Here is a 21,712-nt window from a genome sequence, read left to right as displayed (position 1 = left end):
TATGAAGAAGACAGCTATCCTTCTGACAGGATTAATGATGCTCTTGGGATTAATGGGCTTTTCTAATCAAACCTTGGCCGTCGAAACCCAAACGGTCTACCTGCATAAACAGGTGACTAAAGGGGAAGTTGTGACGGAAGCAGCGCTCAGCCAAAACCAAGAGATGATGACAGCAAAACAAGGCATCAATGGTGTGGAATTTACGGTTGTTGATATTACTCAATATGTTCGGAATCACTCTTCGTTGGAGGCTGCTTTAGAAGCAGCGAAAGCAGTGACTAAGAAAGAAGTTGCTGGACTAAGTATTGGCCAAGAGCTTTCAGGCTATGCTGGTATGACAGTTGCTGCAAAGGGGAAAACCCAGCGGACAGCCTGGCTGGATAAACAAGGCCAAACAATCGAATCAGATGGTGTTTTAAAGCTAACCTTAGCAAAAAAAGCCGCAGCATTCGATGCCAGCTATTTATTTGTCGAAACGTCTTCGGTGGATGCGGCAAGACCGAGTGACAACCTCATTTTGAATTTTCCAACTGAAAATCAAGAGGAAGAAATACATGTTTATTCTAAGAATGATACATTGCTGGAGCTGCCAGCCATTGAGAAAAAATTAGACGGAAACCAGCAGGATTTTTCATACAGTGAAGCGATTCATTATGAAATTTCAGTCACTGTTCCGACACTGATTGCTACGTATCAATACTTTCAGGTAGTGGATGTCCCAGATAAAGGCTTGTCTTGTGATTTATCCTCTTTGCAAATCACAGCGGATGGAAAAGCGCTAGATCGTTCTTGGTATCAGGTTGAAGCAAAGGATAACGGGTTTATCTTAAATTTTGATCCGAGTAAGCTGGCACCTTTGAATAGCAAGCAGCTGCGGATTACTTACCAGCTTTCACTAGATAAGGATGTGCAGCCAGATACAGCTTTTTATAATCAAGCCTATTTGAGGTATCACAACTCACTGCAGGAGGGTGAACAGCAAAGTATTTCTAAAGAGGTATTCACTGGCGGTTATCGCTTTATTAAAGTCGATGCAGCCAATCAGAAGCAAGCATTAAGTGATGCTGCCTTTGTTATTAAGAATGAGCAAGACGACTATTTGACGACTGATTATCAGTGGAAGAATAAAAAAGCAATGGATAATCAAGAGCTATTTAGAATCACCTCAAATCAAGAGGGAACGTTTGAGATAAAAGGACTAGCTTATGGCAAGTATTTCTTGGAGGAAGTGGCGGCACCAAAAGGGTATCGTCTGCTGGATAAACCGATCGAATTCACGATCGAAAAGAATACGTATCTAGCAGAGAATCAACCTGCACCAATGCTGCCGGTTCTAAATAGTAAGCTGCCGTCAACAGGAAACCCTGGAACAACGAATCAGACTGGGCGTGTAACGACTACTACTGCCACAGCAAAGAATTCCAGATTATTGCCTCAGACGGGAGAGCAAGCATCAACAAAAGCAGTAGGCTTAGGCTGTTTGCTGGTAGCATTCGTCTGCACACTGCTGTGGTTCAAGCGCAACAAACAGCAAAAGATCAAAAATAATGGAGGAGAGACAAAAAGATGAAAAAGAAATTAATGTTGCTTATCGCAACGGTGATTATGGTATTACCAGTTGCTTTAGGCTTGGGGTCCAGCTTAAAAGCTGAGGCGGCTGGAACGGTAGATATTACCTTGCACAAGAAGCGGTTTAGCACTTCCCAAGCACCAATTCAAAATACAGGTGAAGTTATGTCAGAATTTGCATCAGCTGACGGCTTTGGCGGGGTAGAATTCAAAGTTTATGATGTGACAGAGGAGTTTTACACGCTATTAAATACAGTAAAGCCTGGCGGTGGTACAGCTAAATACACGATAGATGAAGCAACTGCAGCATTAAGTGGGAAGTCGACTTATACCGGCCCACTAGTAAAAACAGGCACAACCTCATCAACTACTGGTTCAGTTGGGGACCTAACATTTTCAGGATTACCTGATAAAACCAACGGGAAAAATTCGGTTTATGCGATTGTTGAAACACCAATGGCTGGGGTAACAGCAGCTGCTAATATGATTGTTGCTTTGCCTTTAGAGGATTCTGATGGAGATCCGCTTGTCGATATTCACTTGTATCCAAAAAATGTGGTTGAAACTGCTGGAGTTGAAGTGGAGAAGCTTTCAAGCCTGAAAGATGAAGATGATAATCCAATTCCATTGAAAGATGTCGAATTCGTTATTCACAAGGGTGGTCTTTACAGTGCAACAGGAACTGAATACCTGAGCGGATTTGATTCATCTGGTACACCAACCTGGACGACAGTAAAAGGAAGTGCCCTTAAATTTAAAACAGACGAATACGGTAAATTCAAAGAAGAACGCCTATTGTTCGGCACCTATTATTTAACTGAGGTAACAACCCTTCCAGGTTATGCCATTCAAAATGGGGCCGTTAACCAGCAATTTACCTTGGATAGTGGCACACCGCTTAAATCATTTACCGGCAGCGATGCAATCATCAATGATGATATTGATGTAAAAAAGGAACATAAAGGCGCAACCGTAAATGTTGGGGACTTTATCGAGTATACAGTGACAACGGTTATTCCTTTGGGGATTAAGGACAAAATTGATTCGAATGGCGATGGTACATTAGACGCGCCTCGGTACACTAAATACGAAGTAACAGATGCTTATGGTACGCACTTAGATTTCGATTCAACGACCGCGGATTTAACATTAACTGATGGAACAACTGTTTTTTCACCAACGACACATTATACCTTGGAGGTAAATGCTTCTGCTGATCCTAGAAACTTTGTTGTGAAATTTACTCCAGCTGGTATTGCTGCGATGGAACCAGGGGCTACCTTAACAATGACTTACAAAATGAAATTGCTTCAAACAGCAGCACCAGGAGCAGACATTGAAAATACGGTAAAAATTGATACCGACTTTGATACAGATGAAGGGAAAACTTCCGTTTACACCGGTGGTTATAATTTTATCAAAGTTGATGGCTCAAATGACAATAAAGGATTAGAAGGTGCTGAATTTGTTGTTCGCGATGGCAGCGACAAATCAACGGCTAAATATTTAGTCATTGGTTCAAATGGAGAAGTTAGTTGGTCAGCAAATGCAGCAGATGCAGAAGTCTTCACTTCCAATCCAAGTGGTTATGTAACAATTAAAGGCCTAAAAGATGGCACATATTACTTGCAAGAAACCAAAACACCAACAGATAAATATGTATTGTTAACAGATATGGTTGAATTTACTGTGTCTAAAACATCTTTTAACACGACAGATCCATTGGCAGGTACACCAGGTCAAGTAGTCAACAAGCAAAAGGGCAGCCTACCATCAACAGGTGGTTCAGGTATCTATGTCATGATGGCTCTTGGTGTGGCAGTAATGGCGATTGTTGGCGTATGGTATGTACGTTCACAACGAAAAGAAGCGTAACAATTAAATAGAAGCTTAAGCTTCGATAAGACAGTAGCGAAGAGGAGCGACATTCGTTACTGTCTTTTTTCAATCATTGGATAAAGGAAAGCGAGAAATGAGGAGAGCATCATGGCGAAATTGGTGAAAAAGAAAGAGAAAAAATCGAACGCGGTGGCAATCATGCTGCAGCGGATATTCATGCTGCTGTTCTTTCTTTTTGGTCTTTCATTGCTTTTGTATCCAATAGTAAGTCAGGGAATCAATGATTATTTAGACCAAAAAATTGTCCAAAAATATCAAAGAGAGGCTTCGAAGAAAAACGAGGCCGAAATTCAAAAGCTGCAGCAGGAAATGCAGGCTCGGGATGAAAAAGCCCGCAAGGAGAAAAATCCTGGTTCTGATGGGGAACCTTTTTCTGAAAAACGCCGGCAAAAAGAAAAGAAGGTAGAGGCAACGCCGACTTACGTAGAGGAGCACACGGCAGGAATGATTGTTATTCCGAAAATTGATGTCAAATTGCCGATTTATGATCTAACCAATGACTTTTTTCTCTCAAAGGGGGCAACGATCTTAGAAGGGACGTCCTCTTTAAAGGGCGGAGAAAGCTCCCACTCGGTCATTTCTTCGCACCGCGGCTTAAAAAAAGCCAAGCTGTTTTCTGATTTGCCTGAGCTAAAGGAAAAAGACTTGTTCTTCATCGAAGTATTAAAGGAAACCCATGCGTATGAAGTGGACCAGATCAAGGTCATCGAGCCCACCGATGCGCGGGATTTATTGGTAGTTGAGGGCAAGGATTATGTCACCCTGCTTACTTGTACGCCCTATGCGATTAATACCCATCGCTTATTAGTACGCGGCCATCGGGTTCCTTATACCCAAAAAATGGAAAAGGAAATCAAGCAGGTAGATAAAAACAAACAACAAACCCTGCTGTTGATGGTAGCCGGCGGGATACTAGGCAGTTGTTTGCTGCTGTTTATCATCAGGCAAATTATCCGCTTAGGCATGATTGGCAGAAGAAAATATGCCCTGGTTTTCTACCTGAAGGATCTGAATCAGCAGCCACTCGCTGGCGTTTCGCTGCAGCTTTTAGGGAAACGTGGAAAAAATCCCGTCCTTCTAGAGGGTGAAGCCCTTGTTGCGGTTTCTGATGAGCAAGGGAAAGTAGTCTTTCCTGATCTTTTTGGAAAAACCTATACCATTGGTGTTTCAGGAAAAGAACGTCTATTTTTAGCACGCACCAAAGTAAAACGAATCAAGGATACAACCTTCACACTAAAAAAGGTGATAAAAACCAGCGTTGTGGAAAAGCAAGAAGTACACATTTCAAAGGATTTGCTAAGATGAAAAAATTTGTTAGTCAAAAAATAAAGAGTAAACGAAACGTAGTTCTGCTTTTAGGCAGCTTAGGCATTGTTTTGCTGATCGGCGTTGCCTTTTTCCGCGAGCCATGGGTGTTGAAGGTTAATGATCAGGCAATAACGGAAGAAGAATATGCCTTTTATCAAAAAATAAATCCGCGTTTAAATGAGCACGAGCTGCAAAAGCAGATTGTTGAAGACAAAGTCCAGCTGCAGCAGGCGGAAAAGCTGGGAATCAAAGGAGCTGCTACCTATAAACAGTTAACCCAAGAGCTAAAAAAGGTCAATAAAGAAAATGAAAAAAAGCTTCAAAAGGGTCAAGTGGTTTATGGGTTGAAGAAATATGACCTAGAAAGTTTTTATCCTTATTCACTTAGCAATACCATCAACAAACTCAAGGAAAAAATGCGTAAGGACATTTCTGATCAAGCAGTTAAGAGATACTATCAAGCCCATAGCGAACAATTTAGAACCATTGATACCAAAAAGCTTTATCGGATACGAGGTCCCAAACAAACGCTGCAGGCGTTAGCCGCTAAAGAATTCTCAATGGATGAAATTGGTTCAGCTAAGGACGTAATGGTTGAGGAAACAACGCTGAATGAACAATCATTGCGAGATTGGATCAAGTATCGGGAAGACGAACTGTCTGACGTAGTAACACTTAAAGCGAAAACTTGGAGTGAGCTGTTCGGTACGGAAGCTGAAGCATGGGGCTACTATTGCATGGATTCACAAGGAGGAACCATTCAGCCGTTAGCTTCTGTAGAGGAAAGCATCAGAATACAACTGGAAAAAGAAAATTATCAAAAGCAAGTGAAAAAATGGGTGGAGGCAGCACGGGTAGAACGAAAATAGACACAGGAGGGAAAAATGAAAAATAATCGAGTGTTCATGCTATTAGGGATCGTATTACTGGTATTACCGATGCTTGTTGGGGCGCTGCCCCAGAGCACATATGCGGCGGGAACAATTTATTATGTGAATGCTGAAAGTGGAGATGATGAGAATCTGGGAACATCTCCTGGCGAAGCCTGGAAAAGCTTAGATAAGCTGGAGCAGACCAAGTTTGAACCGGGCGATACGATTCGGCTCCATGAAGATAGTATATTTGATGATACTTTATTTTTAGAAGGAAAAGTGAATGGTGAAGGCTCGGACGACGCACCAATTGTTCTAGAAAGCTATGGCGAAGCTGGTGGAAGAGCTACGATCAATGGAGAAGGCAAAGGCTACATTTCCCAGATGGAGGATATGGGCAAAGAAATCTATGCTGCGGTCACTTTGTTCAATGCCAGTAATTGGACGGTTAGAGATTTAGCCATTACCAATCATGGAGAGACTGAAATGCCCGACTGGGGAACGCAAAATACCCCTGAAGGCCGTGTCGGCTTTTATGTGTTGGCGAAAAATAATGGCTTAACCAAAAACATTCATGCAGACAATTTGAAGGTTACGGATGTCAATGGCAGTGTTCATGCCAAAAACTGGGGAAATGGCGGGATTTATTTTACAGTCGGCGGAACAACCGAGGGAGAAATTACCCGATTTGATAATATATCCGTGACGAATTGTCACGTAGAGGATGTGACTCGAACAGGTATTTCAGTCGGCTGTACAGTGTATGAAGGTCTAATTACAAACGAAGCGGAAGCCACAACTATTGATCCGGAAAAAATTCAAAAATACGGACATACGAATGTTCTCATCGAAAATAATTATGTACAGGATGCCGGCGGTGACGCCATTGTGCCTTTTGATTCATACCAACCATTAATTCAATACAATGTATCAAATGGAGCAAGCAAAAGCCATGAGGAAGATCCGCGACTTAGCCAAGTCCCTAAAGTCCCAGACTATTGGCAAGTGAATGCGGGAATTTGGCCTTGGTTGTGCTATTATCCGAAGTTCCAATTTAATGAAGCCTTCAATACAGTCGATAATTATGACGGTGAAGGGTTTGATTGCGACTCAGGAACGGGGACGATCTATCAATACAATTATAGTCATGACAATCAAGGCGGATTCATGCTAATCTGTTCAGCAAAGAATTTTGATACGGTTATTCGCTACAATATTAGTGAAAATGATCGAAAGCACCTGTTTTTAGTGTCTAATAGTTTAAATCCAGATTATAATGATCCGCGTTATCCTGGGATTACGGAAGAAGAGGTCGCCCAAGTATACAACAATACTTGTTACACCGGCGAAGGGATCGGTGTAACAGTTATGAGTCAAGAAGAACCAGGGTATGTGCGAGTGAAAAACAATATTTTTTATAATGAGGGTACCAACGTGACGCCTTATTGGCAGCCAGCACATTATGGCAAGGACCATCCTGCTACGATCAAGTATGACCACAACTTGTATTACGGCTATACGAATGTGCCAGAAAATGAGAAAAAACCCATTATTGTCAAAAATCCCGCTGTAGAATTAACCGGAGCGATGAATTCCATCAGTCTTCCTGGGGAGCCGCAGCATGAGCGGGCAGTCACGGAAGCCGAGGTTATTGAAGGGCAAGTAATGGAAGCACCGGGAACCGGCGGCGTAGGATTAGCAACAGTCGGAGGGTATCAGCTAACAGCAAATTCGCCTGCAATAAATCAAGGTGTCGCTATCGCGAATAATGGCGGACGTGATTATTTCGGAAATCCTTTGGCAGACGGACAACCAGACATAGGAGCGCATGAATATTCTGGCGTAACACCACCAGAACCAAGCAGTGAGTCCAGCAGCGAATCGAGTACAGAGTCCAGTAGTGAATCTAGTAGCGAATCAAGTACGGAATCCAGTAGCGAATCCAGTAGTGAATCGAGTAGTGAGTCGAGTACAGAGTCAAGTAGCGAATCCAGCAGTGAATCAAGTACAGAGTCCAGTAGCGAGTCGAGTAGTGAATCGAGTAGCGAGTCGAGCAGTGAATCGAGCACAGAGTCGAGTAGCGAATCGAGTACGGAATCCAGCAGTGAGTCGAGTAGCGAGTCGAGTACGGAATCCAGCAGCGAATCGAGTAGCGAATCGAGCAGCGAATCGAGCAGTGAATCGAGTACAGAGTCCAGTAGCGAATCCAGCAGTGAATCAAGTACAGAGTCAAGTAGCGAGTCGAGCAGTGAATCGAGCACAGAGTCCAGCAGCGAATCGAGTAGTGAGTCTAGTACGGAATCGAGTAGCGAATCGAGTACGGAATCCAGCAGCGAATCAAGTAGTGAATCAAGTACGGAGTCGAGTAGTGAATCGAGTAGCGAGTCGAGTAGTGAATCGAGCACAGAGTCGAGTACGGAATCCAGCAGTGAGTCAAGTAGCGAGTCGAGTAGCGAATCGAGTACGGAATCCAGCAGTGAGTCGAGTACGGAGTCAAGTAGTGAATCGAGTACGGAGTCCAGTAGCGAATCGAGCAGTGAGTCGAGTAGCGAATCGAGTAGCGAATCCAGCAGTGAATCAAGTACGGAATCGAGTACGGAATCGAGTAGCGAATCGAGCAGTGAGTCAAGTACGGAATCGAGTACAGAGTCCAGCAGCGAATCCAGCAGCGAATCGAGTAGCGAATCGAGCAGTGAGTCGAGTAGCGAATCGAGTACAGAGTCGAGTAGTGAGTCGAGCAGTGAATCGAGTAGTGAGTCGAGTAGTGAATCGAGCAGTGAGTCGAGTAGCGAATCGAGTACGGAATCCAGTAGCGAATCCGGTAGTGAATCCAGTAGTGAATCCAGCAGCGAATCGAATAGTGAGTTGAGTCCGGAATCCAGTAGCGAATCAAGTACGGAATCGAGTAGTGAGTCGAGCGCGGAATCCAGCAGCGAATCGAATACAGAATCGAGTAGCGAATCCAGTAGTGAATCCGATAAGGGGCCGGGTAGCAGTTCACCAAGTGAGTCTAGTGGAATAAATAAAGAAACGACGAGTAGTACTTCAGAAAAACAAACCAATCTGATAGGAAGCAATTCAAAAAATTCGGGCACACCAGGTTCACCTAATGGAACATCGTGGATTTACACGAATAGAGGCATCAATCAAAATGGAAACACAAACACGGTTCAATCGAATAGCAGCAAACGATTGCCTCAGACGGGTAGCTCAGCAAATGAATTTTTTGTCTGGGTTGGTTTAATGTTGATGGGAGCAAGCATGTACTTGCTGAAAAAAGGACGATAAAAGATACGATAGTAGTTGAAGCTGGCTAATTATGAAAAAGGCTAATTGTTATATATCTCTGTTTAAGCCGATTGATTGTTAGGAGCTGTGCAACGATACCTTTTTTGGAGTAGAGGATAATTGATGGAGCCAGGAGGCGATGTTTAAAAATAGTTTCTAATAGAACATAAATCAAAAAAGATCGAACTGATAACGGAGGAGCAAGCATAATCAGGGCAGCTGCAATAGCAGCTGCTCTAATTATGTTTATACTGATTCTGATCACTTTATTATGGAAAAAGAGATTAGAAAAAAGCAGCAGCTGAAAAAGACTAGCAGATAAGCCTAGTTAGGAAAAACCACTCAGAAAAAATACTAAAAAATTTCTCATAAAGCAAAATTAAAAGCAGATTTTTTGCTAAAAACAGCAGAAGAGTCTAAGCTGTTAGTAAGCATGCATGTTATCAAAAAAAAGTACTTAAATGATGATGAATGAAAAAACAGGCACCTGTTCTTAAACACGTAATTGGATTTTTCTGATCAGAAATTATTGCCGGCAAAGAAAAACCCTGCAGGATTTTTATGTAATTTATTGAGATACCTATCGAATCAAACGGTTCGATGAACGAAAAGAAAGAGAGTGGTAAACATGATTTGGTCATTAATAGTAGGCGGCGTAATCGGCGCTATCGCTGGAGCAATTACAAGTAAAGGAGCTTCAATGGGAATCATTGCAAACGTTGTTGCTGGATTAATCGGTTCTTGGTTAGGTCAAGCATTGTTTGGCAGCTGGGGACCAGCATTAGCTGGTATGGCAATTGTGCCATCAATCATCGGAGCAGTTATTTTAGTTGCCGTTGTTTCATTCTTTTTTGGAAGAAATAAAGCGTAAATACCCGTCATAAAGGAGGAATCTTAGGATGTTTTTGCACAAAAAAGAGCTACAGTTTGAAGCGAAACCGGATAAGCCCAATCCTTTAATTGCCAAGTATTTACAAGAATTAATTGGTGGGCAATACGGCGAAATGAGTGTTGCGATGCAATATCTTTTCCAAGGTTGGAGCTGTCGCGGCGAAGAAAAATATAAAGACATGTTGATGGATATTGCTACGGAAGAAATTGGTCACGTAGAAATGCTGGCAACAATGGTGGCTCGTTTGTTAGAGGGCGCACCAGTTGAGGATCAAGAAGCCGCAATGAAAAAGGATCCAGCTATTGGCGCGATGATCGCCGGAATGAATCCGCAGCAAGCAATTGTTGCTGGATTAGGACCACGACCAGCGGATAGTCTAGGAAATCCTTGGAGCGGTGCTTATATTATCGCCAGCGGAAATCTATTGGCAGATTTCCGAGCAAACCTAAATGCTGAGTCGCAAGGCCGGCTGCAGGTAGCTCGTATTTATGAAATGATTGATGATAAGGGAGTCAAGGATCTGTTAGCAGTTTTACTGGCTCGCGATAGTTATCATCAAAATTTATGGGCAGAAGCAGTAAAAGAACTGGAAGAAAAAGAGGGATCTATTTTGGTTCCAAGTACGTTTCCTCGCGAAAAGGAACGGATGGATATCGCCTATGATTTCTATAATTTTTCTGAAGGAGAAGACAGCAAGAAGGGCAGCTGGGCTGAAGGCAAATCACTGGATGGCGAAGGTGAGTATCAGTATCACGAAGAGCCGAAGGTGGAAGGCCAAGCACCTAAGTTGTCAGACGTAACTCCTAAAATGTATGGTACACCAAAGAAATAGCTTGTTAAAGGCACGAGAATTTGAGCGAAGGTTCAAATTCTCGTGCCTTTTTGGCTTGTGGAATAGTTAATCATTTCCTGCCTAAACATTCACCAGCTGTTCCAGCATATGGGGAATACCATCAGCATTATGGGAAAGGGTAATGTGATCAGCCGCCGCTTTTAATTCTGGCACGGCATTCTCCATGGCAACGCCTTTGCCTGCATACTGAATCAAGGTGATATCATTATGACCATCTCCAAAAGCCGCAATCTCTTCAGGAGTAATGCCTAGCGGTCGTAAAACCGTGTCTAAGGCTTTGGCTTTGTCGATTCCTTCAGCGGTAAATTCAAAATAGAAATCAGCGGTAAAAACACAATTTAAGGAATCACTAAAAGGCGCCATCATTTCTTGATAATGAGTGGCTAGATACTCTGGTTCGCCAGCTGTAAGAATCTTGCTGGGAGGCTCGTTTAAAAAGGCAGCTAAATCATCAATTTCACACAGCTTGTAGTTGCCGCCGCGAGATTCGTATTCAATAATGTTTATTTTATTCCCTTTATGGGTAATATCACAGTCGTAGACATTATTTACGTACATATAATCGTCTTTATCGATCATTACCTTCACATCAAATTTCTTCAGGTGTTCCAATACTGCCCGGCCTTCTTCCACCGTCATTGCCTGGCTGAACAGTTCCTCATTCGTCTGGCAATCAATTACCTTGGCACCATTATACGAAACCAGCAAACCATGGTGCTGCTTCATTTCAAGCTCATCGGCGTAGATTAGCATTCCCGAGGTCGGACGACCAGAGGCTAAAATAAGCTTGATGCCGTTTTGCTGCGCCTCGATCAAGGCTTTCTTCGTAGCGGGTGAAATTTCTTTTTTTTCATTTAACAAGGTTCCATCGATATCCAAAACAATTGCTTTTAAGGTCATTGTTTCTCCTCCTCTTTTTTAGAGTATAGCAAGAAAAAAAGAGAAAGTTGTCGGTAGGAGCGACTTTGAAACAACTTTTTCAATGAGCGGCAAACAACAGCCGCAAGCTGAAACATTTATTTCAATTCTTTATTGATCTTCTGATAATTGGCAATTTTGAAGGCAACGTTTTGTTCATAATGATGGTTAAAATAGACGGCATACAACGTATCGAAAATCATCAAGAGCGACATTCTTGTGGAAAAAGAAGACACCTTGTCGTAATGATTTTCAATCGAAGCCATAAAAATTTTGTAATCCGCGAAGCTGGCTAAGGGATTGTCCTGAACTGAAGTAATTAGGACGATCGGAATCTGATTTTCGTGGAGAATTTCCACGACTGCATTCAGTGTTTGCCCCCGACCGCCATAAGAAACCACGATGGCAAGGTGATCGGCATCACTATTGGCTGCGGACAAGCGCTGCATGTAATCTTCCTCGGGAACGTTGACTAGTACGCCGATTTCCTGCATTTGAAATTTGAAATTTTTGGCGAAAAATAAATTGGCAGAGGCCGAATAGATATCAATGGTTTTAGCTTTTTGCAAGGCTTGACCGATAGCCGCTAATTCCTCTGGGTCAGAAAAGGTTAAGGTTTCGTCAATTGTCCGCTTATAAATCTTGTTTAAGTTCTCCGTAATTTGAAAAGGCGTGTCTGACTCTAGAATTGGGTAATCGTAATCGATCGCTGCAGATGACTGGGATTCCTTTAATGAGGAGGCCAGCTCCACCTTCAGCTCTCCCATACCGGTAAGTCCCAGCTTATTAATGAAGCGGTAAAGAGCAGCTACGGAGACAAAAGCAGCATCAGCCAATTCTTGGGCTCTGAAAGTCAATGTTTTTGCTGGATCGGCTAGGATATACGCCACGAGTGCTTTTTCGTTATTCGTTAGATGGTCCATTTCAGCAAATTTTTTAAATAAGTTCATAAACTTCTCCTTTAGCAAATACCTTGGTTAATAAACAAATTATAACATGACCCTGCCTGCTGATTAATAGTTGATAAGCTCAAAAATAAGCTGTGAGGATCGATAAAATAAGAAAAATTAGCTGGAGTTATTCTTGCTTTAGTCGATTTTGATCTAAATACTTCCTTTTTTGAAAATTCATCTCTGAGTGGAAAAACTGCCTTTAGAATTTCTAAGAATGCGTTTTCCCATTGCCTTAGAAACGTATTTAGAATGTAATTTTAGGAGGTGAATTTGCTTGTATCAAAAGAGTAACTAGGGCAACGCATGTGAGGGTGATGCAAGCAATACACAGTATGAAAAATATCCACAAGGTTGTTCAGCAGTATGGATGGAAACTGGAAACAAGGTGGTACGCTTTTGGAGGAGGCTATTTTGTTTATGTAACTCCGTATAAGCGACATTCCAGTGACTTCACGGGGCTGACTCATTTACCTAATGCGTTGTCCCTAGAAGCTAAATGGATGTACCATTTCATACAAAAAGAGGGGGCATGGCTGCCGATTGTCTACGCGGAAACCTTAGATGAAGGGGTGGTTAAGCTGGAGAAAAAACTAGAGGGGATGATTACGCAGGAATGGCTGGATCGCGTGCACCAGGCCTACGACGATGTCCTGCTCCTGTTTAAGGAATCCGCAGAAACCCAAGAGGAAGATCACTCGACGGAGTAATCTCTCTGGCGTTAATGAATGCTTATCAGCAGCTTTTTGGAGAGAAGCTGCTGATTTTTTCTATACCATAAAAAGTGACTGCCGCTTCTCAGGAGCTGCCAGTTTAGATAAATATTAATGCTATTAAGTAATTATTTAGCATTGTTCGTTTTTTCTCCTTAGATTCTTAGTCTTTGTATAAGTTCTTATGTTTATAGTTAAGTCATCAACTGGTGGATGAACTTGGTGTTTGAACTCTCAATGAGACGTAAACGACGGTTTGTTTCATATTTATTAAGAGCTGCAGGTTCGATTCCTGCCGTCCACATTCACTAAAAAAGATAAGGAGGACGTTCAAATGAAGCATTTAATTCTAAATTCAAGTGTAGTAGCTGCAGTTATTTTTTTCTGGATGGTCCGTAAGGAAATTCATCGCGAGCTAGATGTTCTAGCAATCAATAAAAATAAGCAAAATCGTTATTATCCTGATTAATTTAGCAGTCGTTTTTTTCGGCTATTCAATCTGAAATAGGCATTGATCAACTGGCATTCTGTTGATCAATGCCTATTTGTGTTGAAGTTGGGAAAACCTAATTAGACAGTACCAATCTCTTTTTTATAATAACTCAATTCTGTTATCGTTTAAGGGGTTTTATAAGGTAGAATACCTATATTGTTGCTTTTTTTAGAGGAGGAAAGTATATAAATGATGTTATCACTATGGAGAAGCTATAAATAGGCCGACCCATTCTTAATTAGAGTAAATTATCTGGTTTTTTTCGATTAAAAAGAAGATTTTGAAAGTCTAAGGAGAAATTTTTTTCTTTGAAGGAAGAAAAACAAGAATAAACAAACGAAGAATAGTTAAAAAACCGATCTTATAAAAGTTCATTTTTAAGATAAAAAGCACTTTCTTGTAATCATTCTATTTTATCGAAGTTTAATTGTCAATTAGAATTCTAGGAAAAAGTTCATTTTTTTTTAAAAATGTACAGTATGCAAAAAAAATATGTAGAAAATGAGTTTTGGATAGCTGGATAGTTTTATTCATCTAGTTTTATCCGCCGTCAAATAAGCCGTCGATTATATAGAAGGAGAGGAATCATTTTATGGCCCGTAGAGGAGAAAATATTTACAAACGAAAGGATGGACGCTGGGAGGGACGCTATATTAAAGGCCGAACAGAAAGCGGTCGAATTCGTTATGGGTATGTCTATGACCGTTCATTTAAAAAGCTGAGAAAAAAGCTGCTGCACTGCAAAAATCTCTATGAGAACAGCAATATTTTATCCAATGACTTCAGAGGAACGGTCAAGGAATGGCTGAATCAATGGTTTAAAGAGCTGGAGTATGAACCATTGAAGCCTTCAACCCAAGCAAGCTATCAATACAAGCTGATTAAATATGTTCTGCCTTACTTAGGAAATAAAAGGCTGGACAAGCTTACACAGGAGGATATTCAAGCGCTGGTACAGCAGCTGAAACAAACCAATCTATCGACTTCATCTATCCGATTAGTACTGCAAATTATGAAGCGGTCGCTGCGAAACGTGTTTCAAGCGTCGATGATTGTCCGCCTATTTGACTATGTAAAACTACCAAAGGCCGCGAAAACCAAGATTGCTGCTTTGCCAAGAAAAGAACAGCTCAAGGTAGAGGAATCACTGGCTGAAAAGGAGGTAGAGCTGCCAGTTGCCATTGCCTTAAATACCGGGATGCGAATCGGTGAAATTTGTGCCTTGAAGTGGGAAGATGTTGACCTTTCTGCTAAAGAAATCACGGTGAGGCATACACTGCAAAGAATTCCAGTCCAAAACGCAGAACAGAAGACGGTAGTGATTGAAGGACCGGTTAAAAGTGAATCCTCATTACGAAAGATCCCCATCAACTCAAGCCTGCTGTCGCTGTTAAAAAGAATCGCTGAAGAGAAGAAAAGTCCTTATGTGATTGGGAAAAAGCAGCGCTATATTGAGCCTAGAGCATTAAATTATCAGTTTAAAACATTTATGAAAAAGCTGCAGCTAGGAGCTGTTCATTTTCATCAGCTGCGGCATACCTTTGCTACAAGATTGCTTGAAAAGGGTGCCGATGTAGCCACCGTCAGCGCTTTGTTAGGGCACCATTCGGCTAAAATGACGCTAGATATTTACGTGGATTCTACCAAAGAACAGCGGATAAAATGGGTAAACGCACTATGCAGCTAATTTTTTAAAAATTAGGAGAGGTACCTTACATTGAATAACTCGAAAATGTAAGCGCTAACTAAAAAGAGCGTTTTTTTGTTTGTTTTAAGTTCTTAATTGCTGACTCGGAAAAATGAGCCGTCCGCCTCCGCCGTCAACTGCTGCTTTAAGCCTTGATATAAAAGGATTTTTGGTGTTTTTTCTCAGAATTCTTCCTTCAAAGAAAAAAGGGATCCAGTCTGCAAAGGTGCAGGTATTGTAGTGTGCTGCGTAGGCTGAAAGTAGGAGGTGGCTATTTTTGAAGAGAGAATCAAAACGCTTGGTAAGAAAAACCAGCGTGATTAGGAAGGCGCCAAGCTTTTTATGCTTTTGGCTCCTATTGAGTGTTTTTGCACCAATACTTCCTAATACTGTCTTTGCCGAGACAGAAAAGGTACCTACAACAGACAGTTCAACACTAAAAACGATCCAAAGCGACGTTGTAGAAAATGAGTTACCTAATTATAATCAATCCTCAGAAATAAAGGAAGAAAATGCAATGCGTTCTTCTAAGGAAGCGGAGACTTCAACTTCTATGGTTCCGGAAAATACAGCACCGGAAACGACCGAAGCGGAAAATAAAGCGCAGAAAAGTCGTGGCTTGACCCGCAATGCGGAGGCCAAGATTACGATAGTTGATACAGGCATCGTATTGAAAAACGATGGAACGTACTTGCTAATGGATAATCCGGAAGACTATGCCGGAGGGATTCACCGTCCAGAGGATGTTAAAGGGTCGGGGCAATACGATGCACAGACGATTGTTGAATTTGCTAATGTTAAGGACTATGGCTTAAATCGATTGTATTCTGAAAAGAATCCTGCTGGCGACAGCAATACAATTCAGCAGATTACGATAGCGGCTGGCAGCTACAGTGAATTGACTATTTTAAGTGACTCCGACTTGACTGTTCAAACGGATTTAGCTTATGGCATTCACGTTAATCGCTTGATCATTGGTGAATTAGAGGAGCTGGTCTGGAATCCAGTTCTGCTGAAGGTTCGGGCGGCCAAAGTTGGTATTTATACGCCTGATGGCACAAAAAATGTTACTGGGGATGTTGATACTTCCGCCAGTCAGGCTGGGATCAGTATGACCAAAGAGACTCCGCCGGTTCGGGAAGATTATACTGGATTGGCTCAGTTTTATGAGAAGCTTGACCAGGAGGATGCTGCTTCTTCATCCTATGAAGCCTTATCGGGAACGAAAATGCTGGCCCATGGAACAAGTGCCAACGGCTGTGGTGCGGTATTTGCCAGCTATCAGCTGAAGGGAACGGAACTAACCGGGATTGCCGATGGTGCTGGCTACGGTATTTTTTCTAAGGAGGAAGGGATAACCATCGAAAGTATCCCAGATGCTCATGGACAAGAAGCCGAGCGCTTCTTTGAAGGGAAGCTAAACGGAACCAGTGTGTCAGGGATTGGTGTTTTTGTTGATGGCTATTTGACAAATTATGGCGGAATCATTAGGGGAGCGTCTACAACAGCTACGGGTGTAGAGGCAGGCAACTATACTTGTGATGCAGTTTCCTATAATGGGACAGATTACCTGTCTGAGCTGGAGGGAACTGTTCAGTCAGGCTTTGGCATTTTGATGCGCTCAGCGAGTGTCTATGATGGAACAATCTATATTGACCCGGGAGATATGCAGCTGAACTCCGGGAAAGTTGCCGGTTTTGCAGCTGAGGGCACAGGGGTCTTTACTGGGAGTTTCAGGATTGAAGGAAATCAAGAGGTTGAGTTAATTGGCGAGGCAGATAGCGGACAGGGAATTGTAGCAGCGAATTTATTGATCAATACGTATTCTACACCTAAGCCTAAAGTAAGAGTCACAGGCAACTCCTCAGGGGAATCGTCAGTGACTATGGCTGTTCTGCTGGAGCTGCTGAGTATTGCTACTAGTTCAACGCTGACTGAGCTGCCGACTTCGGCTGGAGTAATTTGTTTGCTGGAATTCAGTGATCAGGGCAATGATCTTACCTTGAAAGCCCAAGCTCCGACTGCGATAGCTGGTTCTTATGGCTTCTACGGCTTGGATGGGACAGAAGCAGGCATAAATATTATGGCTGAAAATGAAGTAATCATCGAAGCTGTCGGTGACTGTGGGATACAGACTGCCAATTTAGAGGTTATGGCATCCAATGGACTGACAAATACGGAAGGTTTATTGTCGATAGATGTAAATGCCAGAACAACCGGAGTTAGAACAAACAAAAGCTTTAAAGCGAGTGCCCCTAATGCGTCAACCGTTGATGGTGGGTCAAAAATAGCAGTTACTGCTAGTGCTGGCGATGGGATCGTAACAAGTACAGGTGTTGAATTAAAATTCATCAGCGGATACGGAGAAGAAAATACGTTCAAAATTCCAGTCACGATTACGGCCCAAGCTACAGGCATAAAGTCAGAATACACCACCTCCAATTGGAGTCCAGAAGGCATCGCCTTGGAGGGAATTGCTTTAACCATTGCTGGTGCCCAGGAAGGGATCAAAGCTAGTGGACTGGACATGTACAATTTTAACAGCAGTAAACTTTCGATCAATACTAAGAAAACTGGGATGCGGCTCACTGGTGGTGACAGCTCAGGAATGGTAATGCTTGCAGACACATCAGCGACTATCGTTAGTGGTGAATATGGACTCTATACAGAGCAGGCCTATGTTGAGATTACTTCTGGCTATAGTGTCGGCGATATGCGGATTGAGGTGACAGCGGATCAATACCCGGTTTGGATTGATGGGGAAGTAATGATTAGCAATTATGAAAAAAATGATGAGTCTACGGGTAGTTACTATGATAATTTGTCCATCATTACCACCTCAAAGGGGATCCAGCCTGATCAGGGAACGTATCCAGCTTTTTATGTTAAGGATCATTTAGTGTCGATAGATGGCTATTCAGAAAAAATCCAGCTGATCGAAAATTATCAAAAAGCCGTATCGATACCGTTTAATGCGGCTCCGTCCATACCGTATTCTATTGCAGCAAACTTCAATATGGAGAAATATGCCAATTATGAGTGGGAAGCATTGCGGACAGACAATAACAATGCTCTGGTAATTGATCAGAGCCAGATTGATCAAAACAAGCTGTTTACGTTAGATACAGAGTATGATGAAGCCCAATTAACCGCCAAACGGACGCTGCATAAGACTGGAGAACGTATTTTCCATGATGAGGCCAACGTAGCGAATCCAGGACAAATTTTACATGAGATCAACATGATTGTTCGCCGCGAAGAGCAGTATAGTGTCATCTATGATTCCAATGGTGCAGATAGTGGAACGACGCCAACGGATTCTAACTTATACAGCCAAGGAGATACGGTTAATGTTGCTCCGCAGGGGGATTTAATCAAAGCTGATCACAAGTTTGTCGGCTGGTTAAATAGTGTAGATAATCAAATTTATCAAAATCCTTTCTTATCCAGTACACCAACGACCTATACGATGGGGCAGGAAGATGTAACCTTCACAGCTCAATGGCAGTCAGACAGTATTGTTGAAGAGTTGAATTTGTTAACAAACAAAATACCCGATAATTTGAAATTCGGGACACACAAAATCGAAAACAGTACCACTAAAACCTACTATGCAACAGATAGTGGAAATGACACTGAGAACGCCGCAGCAAGTGATTTAACGAAAGGCGCTGTCGGCGTAGAAGATACGCGGCTGTCTACTGAAGGCTGGAGTCTAACGGTTAAGCAGCTTACACAATTTAAAACGGCTGCGAATCAAGAGCTGAACGGTGCTGAATTGTCGATGGATGTGGGACAGCCGGACTTGAGTCAAAGCACAGGTGGAGCGCCAACGGGTGTAAGCAATCAAAAGGTCACGTTGACACCATCGCTTTCAAGCCAGCTATTACTGGCATCAGGTGGACAGGGAAAAGGCATTGTTGAACTGCCAATTGATAAATTTACTTTAGAGATACCTGGCACTGCGGATAAGTATGCGAGTGAATATACAACGCAAGTCGAGTGGCTGGTATCGAATGTACCGTAAACGGAGGAAGGGAGAACAGCAAATGAAAAAGTGGCTGCCAAGAATCTTTGCTTGCCTATTCTTAAGCATGTTTGTACTTCTGACTAACGCCTCTGTAGGGTATGCTGCTGAGAATATTGAAGAAAACAAAAATAGTATGACAGGCAATGTGGGCTTTTATGAAGAAGAGCCGCCAGTCAGTACCAGTGATAGTCAAACGGGGACCAATCGTCTGCCAGCAGCTGGAGGAAACGGCGATACGAAATCTACCCGCAGACTTCCTCAAACCGGAAGCATTTTAAAATGGTCAACGGTTGGTCTGGGAATTGGCGTCATTGCTTTTTGTATCATGCTTTACCTAACTAAGTTAGTAAAACAATTATTGTTTTATTATAAAAAAAACTAAGGAGAGAAAACGATGAAGAAAAGATCACTAGGTTATTTATGTGGAGTTGTAGGGATTTCGTTGGTTACATTAAGTGTGGGAACACAATCTGTTAGTGCAGCGCCAGTAACAACCAAAACAACCCAAGGTACAGTTACTTATACTGAAGGGGATGTAGTCATTGACGGAGCCAAATTACCAGACAGCTTAAATTTCGGTACGCATGCAATCCGGAATGATATCGAGCAAACATTCTATGCAACAGATGATGGTACAGATACTGAGAATGCAAGTGCTGCTAACCTGACAACGGGTAAAGTAGAAGTAACAGATAACCGCAGCTCTAGTACGCATGGATGGACAGTAAATGTTCAACAAACAGCACAATTTGCTAATGGTTCAGATGTTCTGACTGGTTCAACTCTAAGCATTTACGGAGATCCATCATTAGTTACCAATGTAACGGGTGCGAACGGATTTTCAAGTGGTAAATTAGATGTTGCTGTAGGGTCAGATAAAGTGGTTCTAGCTGCCAAAGCTACAGATACCAATGCTAAATTTGTTAGTTTAGACCTGACTAAATTCAGCTTGACCGTTCCAGCTAATGCACCTAAAACCAATGTTACGTACACATCTGACATTGTTTGGACTACTTCCAACACACCAGGAGTTTAATGGTAAAAGTAGACAAAAATGGCTCAAACATTTCCGTTTTTCAGGTCAATGTTTGGGCCTGTTTTTACGAAAAAAGGCAGAGACGAGGGTGAAACATGAAAGTCAAAAAGGCGACGCTTGTTTTTATGACAATTGGTTTATTGGTTTGCAGTCTAATCTGGTCACCAGCCGCTGAAGCATCAAATGGGCTGAAGTTTAATGTGAAGGCCAATATACCAGAAAATCAGCACAATCCCGAAGTTACGTATTTTGATCTTCTGATGTCGGTTGGTCAAACGCAGGAAATCTCAGTAACGTTAAAGAATAATACCGACGAAGAAGTCATCATTCTTCCCAAAATCAATGCAGCTATGACGAATTCTGATGGGGTAGTAGAATATTCGAATTTTAACAACAAGGAACGGATTTATGACAAGTCTCTGCAGACGAACATTGAAGAGATTGTAAAGCTGGAGTCCGATGAAGTTGCTTTGGCGCCGCAAGAAGAACGAGAGCTGAAAATGACGATTCAAATGCCGGCTGAAGAAGTAACAGGTGTCATTGCCGGCGGTATTTATTTGTCGCAAAAGTATACAGAAGAAAAGAGCGATAAGAACGCTGTTGAAGAGGGAACTTCTACCAATTTAAGGAACCTGTTTGGTTATCAAATCGCATTGTTGCTGAGAAATAATGACAATTTAGTTACTCCTGAAGTAGTTTATGAAGGTGCTGAAGCTAATCAATTGAATGCTCGTAATGCTGTTTCGTTGAAGACTCGCAATAGTTCTCCTACATACATTAACCAGGCAGTTTTTAAAGCGAAGATAACGCGGGCGGGTTCAGATGAAACCATTGCTGAGGTCAAGAAAGAAAAAATGCAATTTGCCCCCAATACGATTTTTGACTTGTATGTGCCGATGCAGGGAAAACAGTATGAGGCAGGGGACTATGTTTTGACGGGATCGATTACCTCAGGAAATAACGAGTGGCCGATTAAAGAAGCATTTACAGTGACTCGGGAGCAGGCCAATAAATTTAATGAAGCGGATCCGGATGTTGAGCCTGAGGACTACACAATGATTATTGTTCTTGCGGCTTTAGCTGCTGTGTTTGCGCTAGCTGCTGTTTACTTAATTCGTAAGAACAAACAGCAAAAGGCGCTATTAAAACAGCTGAATCAGAACGATAAGAACAAAGAATAAAGAACGGTAAGGAGTGAGACGGG

At 42.2% G+C, this 21,712-nt stretch carries 16 protein-coding genes; 14 read left to right on the top strand and 2 right to left on the bottom strand.

Going from position 1 to position 21,712, the window contains the following annotated elements; all coding sequences use genetic code 11:
* Position 1: 1 nt before the first annotated feature.
* From I588_RS10115 to I588_RS10085, 7 genes are all read left to right on the top strand, one after another.
* On the top strand, positions 2-1,570 hold the full coding sequence (locus tag I588_RS10115; protein WP_010755124.1) for a SpaH/EbpB family LPXTG-anchored major pilin: 1,569 nt from the start codon (positions 2-4) through the stop codon (positions 1,568-1,570).
* Positions 1,567-3,444 (top strand): SpaH/EbpB family LPXTG-anchored major pilin, encoded by a 1,878-nt coding sequence (locus tag I588_RS10110; protein WP_010755125.1) that lies wholly within the window; start codon positions 1,567-1,569, stop codon positions 3,442-3,444. The genes I588_RS10115 and I588_RS10110 overlap by 4 nt, the downstream gene beginning before the upstream one ends.
* A 111-nt stretch (positions 3,445-3,555) precedes the next feature.
* Positions 3,556-4,773, top strand: coding sequence for a class C sortase (locus I588_RS10105; RefSeq protein ID WP_010755126.1), 1,218 nt, complete (start codon positions 3,556-3,558; stop codon positions 4,771-4,773).
* Complete coding sequence (locus tag I588_RS10100; protein ID WP_010755127.1) at positions 4,770-5,645, top strand: hypothetical protein; 876 nt, start codon at positions 4,770-4,772, stop codon at positions 5,643-5,645. Before I588_RS10105 ends, I588_RS10100 begins: the two co-directional genes overlap by 4 nt.
* A gap of 15 nt (positions 5,646-5,660) precedes the next feature.
* Positions 5,661-8,936, top strand: a complete 3,276-nt coding sequence (locus tag I588_RS10095; RefSeq protein WP_010755128.1) for an LPXTG cell wall anchor domain-containing protein — start codon at positions 5,661-5,663, stop codon at positions 8,934-8,936.
* A gap of 628 nt (positions 8,937-9,564) precedes the next feature.
* Positions 9,565-9,807, top strand: coding sequence for a GlsB/YeaQ/YmgE family stress response membrane protein (locus I588_RS10090; RefSeq protein WP_010755129.1), 243 nt, complete (start codon positions 9,565-9,567; stop codon positions 9,805-9,807).
* Between the two features lie 28 nt (positions 9,808-9,835).
* Entirely contained in the window at positions 9,836-10,660 is an 825-nt protein-coding gene (locus I588_RS10085) for a manganese catalase (RefSeq protein ID WP_010755130.1), read from the top strand.
* An 81-nt stretch (positions 10,661-10,741) separates the two neighbouring features.
* Here the strand turns inward: I588_RS10085 and I588_RS10080 are convergent, their stop codons facing one another.
* Positions 10,742-11,581 carry a Cof-type HAD-IIB family hydrolase gene (locus I588_RS10080; RefSeq protein ID WP_010755131.1) on the bottom strand — a complete coding sequence of 280 codons (840 nt, stop codon included), beginning with the start codon at positions 11,579-11,581 and terminating at the stop codon, positions 10,742-10,744.
* A 116-nt stretch (positions 11,582-11,697) separates the two neighbouring features.
* Positions 11,698-12,549, bottom strand: coding sequence for a MurR/RpiR family transcriptional regulator (locus tag I588_RS10075; RefSeq protein ID WP_010755132.1), 852 nt, complete (start codon positions 12,547-12,549; stop codon positions 11,698-11,700).
* A gap of 335 nt (positions 12,550-12,884) precedes the next feature.
* Here I588_RS10075 and I588_RS10070 point away from each other — a divergent pair, with 335 nt between their 5' ends.
* The 7 genes from I588_RS10070 to I588_RS10045 all read left to right on the top strand — a co-directional run bounded on the left by I588_RS10070 (position 12,885) and on the right by I588_RS10045 (position 21,689).
* On the top strand, positions 12,885-13,259 hold the full coding sequence (locus tag I588_RS10070) for a hypothetical protein (RefSeq protein ID WP_139243985.1): 375 nt from the start codon (positions 12,885-12,887) through the stop codon (positions 13,257-13,259).
* Between the two features lie 337 nt (positions 13,260-13,596).
* Complete coding sequence (locus I588_RS28050; RefSeq protein ID WP_010755134.1) at positions 13,597-13,731, top strand: hypothetical protein; 135 nt, start codon at positions 13,597-13,599, stop codon at positions 13,729-13,731.
* A gap of 616 nt (positions 13,732-14,347) precedes the next feature.
* Positions 14,348-15,442: a tyrosine-type recombinase/integrase gene (locus I588_RS10065; protein WP_010755135.1), complete on the top strand. Its 1,095-nt coding sequence runs from the start codon at positions 14,348-14,350 to the stop codon at positions 15,440-15,442.
* Positions 15,443-15,719: 277 nt separating this feature from the next.
* Positions 15,720-19,469, top strand: coding sequence for a WxL domain-containing protein (locus tag I588_RS26430; RefSeq protein ID WP_010755136.1), 3,750 nt, complete (start codon positions 15,720-15,722; stop codon positions 19,467-19,469).
* Positions 19,470-19,491: 22 nt separating this feature from the next.
* Positions 19,492-19,854, top strand: a complete 363-nt coding sequence (locus I588_RS10055) for an EF2685/EF0750 family sortase-dependent surface protein (protein ID WP_010755137.1) — start codon at positions 19,492-19,494, stop codon at positions 19,852-19,854.
* A gap of 12 nt (positions 19,855-19,866) precedes the next feature.
* Positions 19,867-20,508, top strand: a complete 642-nt coding sequence (locus tag I588_RS10050) for a WxL domain-containing protein (RefSeq protein WP_010755138.1) — start codon at positions 19,867-19,869, stop codon at positions 20,506-20,508.
* A 95-nt stretch (positions 20,509-20,603) separates the two neighbouring features.
* Complete coding sequence (locus I588_RS10045; RefSeq protein WP_010755139.1) at positions 20,604-21,689, top strand: WxLIP family cell surface protein; 1,086 nt, start codon at positions 20,604-20,606, stop codon at positions 21,687-21,689.
* Positions 21,690-21,712: the final 23 nt, after the last annotated feature.

The sequence above is a fragment of the Enterococcus pallens ATCC BAA-351 genome (assembly GCF_000407485.1).
Classification (GTDB): domain Bacteria; phylum Bacillota; class Bacilli; order Lactobacillales; family Enterococcaceae; genus Enterococcus_A; species Enterococcus_A pallens.
Note: the sequence above shows the minus strand (reverse complement) of the source record. Positions and strands in the feature narration are given on the sequence as shown.

What these genes read in the sequence shown, in the direction of transcription:
- I588_RS10115 (WP_010755124.1), top strand. Translation starts at nt 2, where the DNA reads ATGAAGAAGACAGCTATCCTTCTGACAGGATTAATGATGCTCTTGGGA.
- I588_RS10110 (WP_010755125.1), top strand. Translation starts at nt 1,567, where the DNA reads ATGAAAAAGAAATTAATGTTGCTTATCGCAACGGTGATTATGGTATTA.
- I588_RS10105 (WP_010755126.1), top strand. Translation starts at nt 3,556, where the DNA reads ATGGCGAAATTGGTGAAAAAGAAAGAGAAAAAATCGAACGCGGTGGCA.
- I588_RS10100 (WP_010755127.1), top strand. Translation starts at nt 4,770, where the DNA reads ATGAAAAAATTTGTTAGTCAAAAAATAAAGAGTAAACGAAACGTAGTT.
- I588_RS10095 (WP_010755128.1), top strand. Translation starts at nt 5,661, where the DNA reads ATGAAAAATAATCGAGTGTTCATGCTATTAGGGATCGTATTACTGGTA.
- I588_RS10090 (WP_010755129.1), top strand. Translation starts at nt 9,565, where the DNA reads ATGATTTGGTCATTAATAGTAGGCGGCGTAATCGGCGCTATCGCTGGA.
- I588_RS10085 (WP_010755130.1), top strand. Translation starts at nt 9,836, where the DNA reads ATGTTTTTGCACAAAAAAGAGCTACAGTTTGAAGCGAAACCGGATAAG.
- I588_RS10080 (WP_010755131.1), bottom strand. Translation starts at nt 11,581, where the DNA reads ATGACCTTAAAAGCAATTGTTTTGGATATCGATGGAACCTTGTTAAAT.
- I588_RS10075 (WP_010755132.1), bottom strand. Translation starts at nt 12,549, where the DNA reads ATGAACTTATTTAAAAAATTTGCTGAAATGGACCATCTAACGAATAAC.
- I588_RS10070 (WP_139243985.1), top strand. Translation starts at nt 12,885, where the DNA reads ATGAAAAATATCCACAAGGTTGTTCAGCAGTATGGATGGAAACTGGAA.
- I588_RS28050 (WP_010755134.1), top strand. Translation starts at nt 13,597, where the DNA reads ATGAAGCATTTAATTCTAAATTCAAGTGTAGTAGCTGCAGTTATTTTT.
- I588_RS10065 (WP_010755135.1), top strand. Translation starts at nt 14,348, where the DNA reads ATGGCCCGTAGAGGAGAAAATATTTACAAACGAAAGGATGGACGCTGG.
- I588_RS10055 (WP_010755137.1), top strand. Translation starts at nt 19,492, where the DNA reads ATGAAAAAGTGGCTGCCAAGAATCTTTGCTTGCCTATTCTTAAGCATG.
- I588_RS10050 (WP_010755138.1), top strand. Translation starts at nt 19,867, where the DNA reads ATGAAGAAAAGATCACTAGGTTATTTATGTGGAGTTGTAGGGATTTCG.
- I588_RS10045 (WP_010755139.1), top strand. Translation starts at nt 20,604, where the DNA reads ATGAAAGTCAAAAAGGCGACGCTTGTTTTTATGACAATTGGTTTATTG.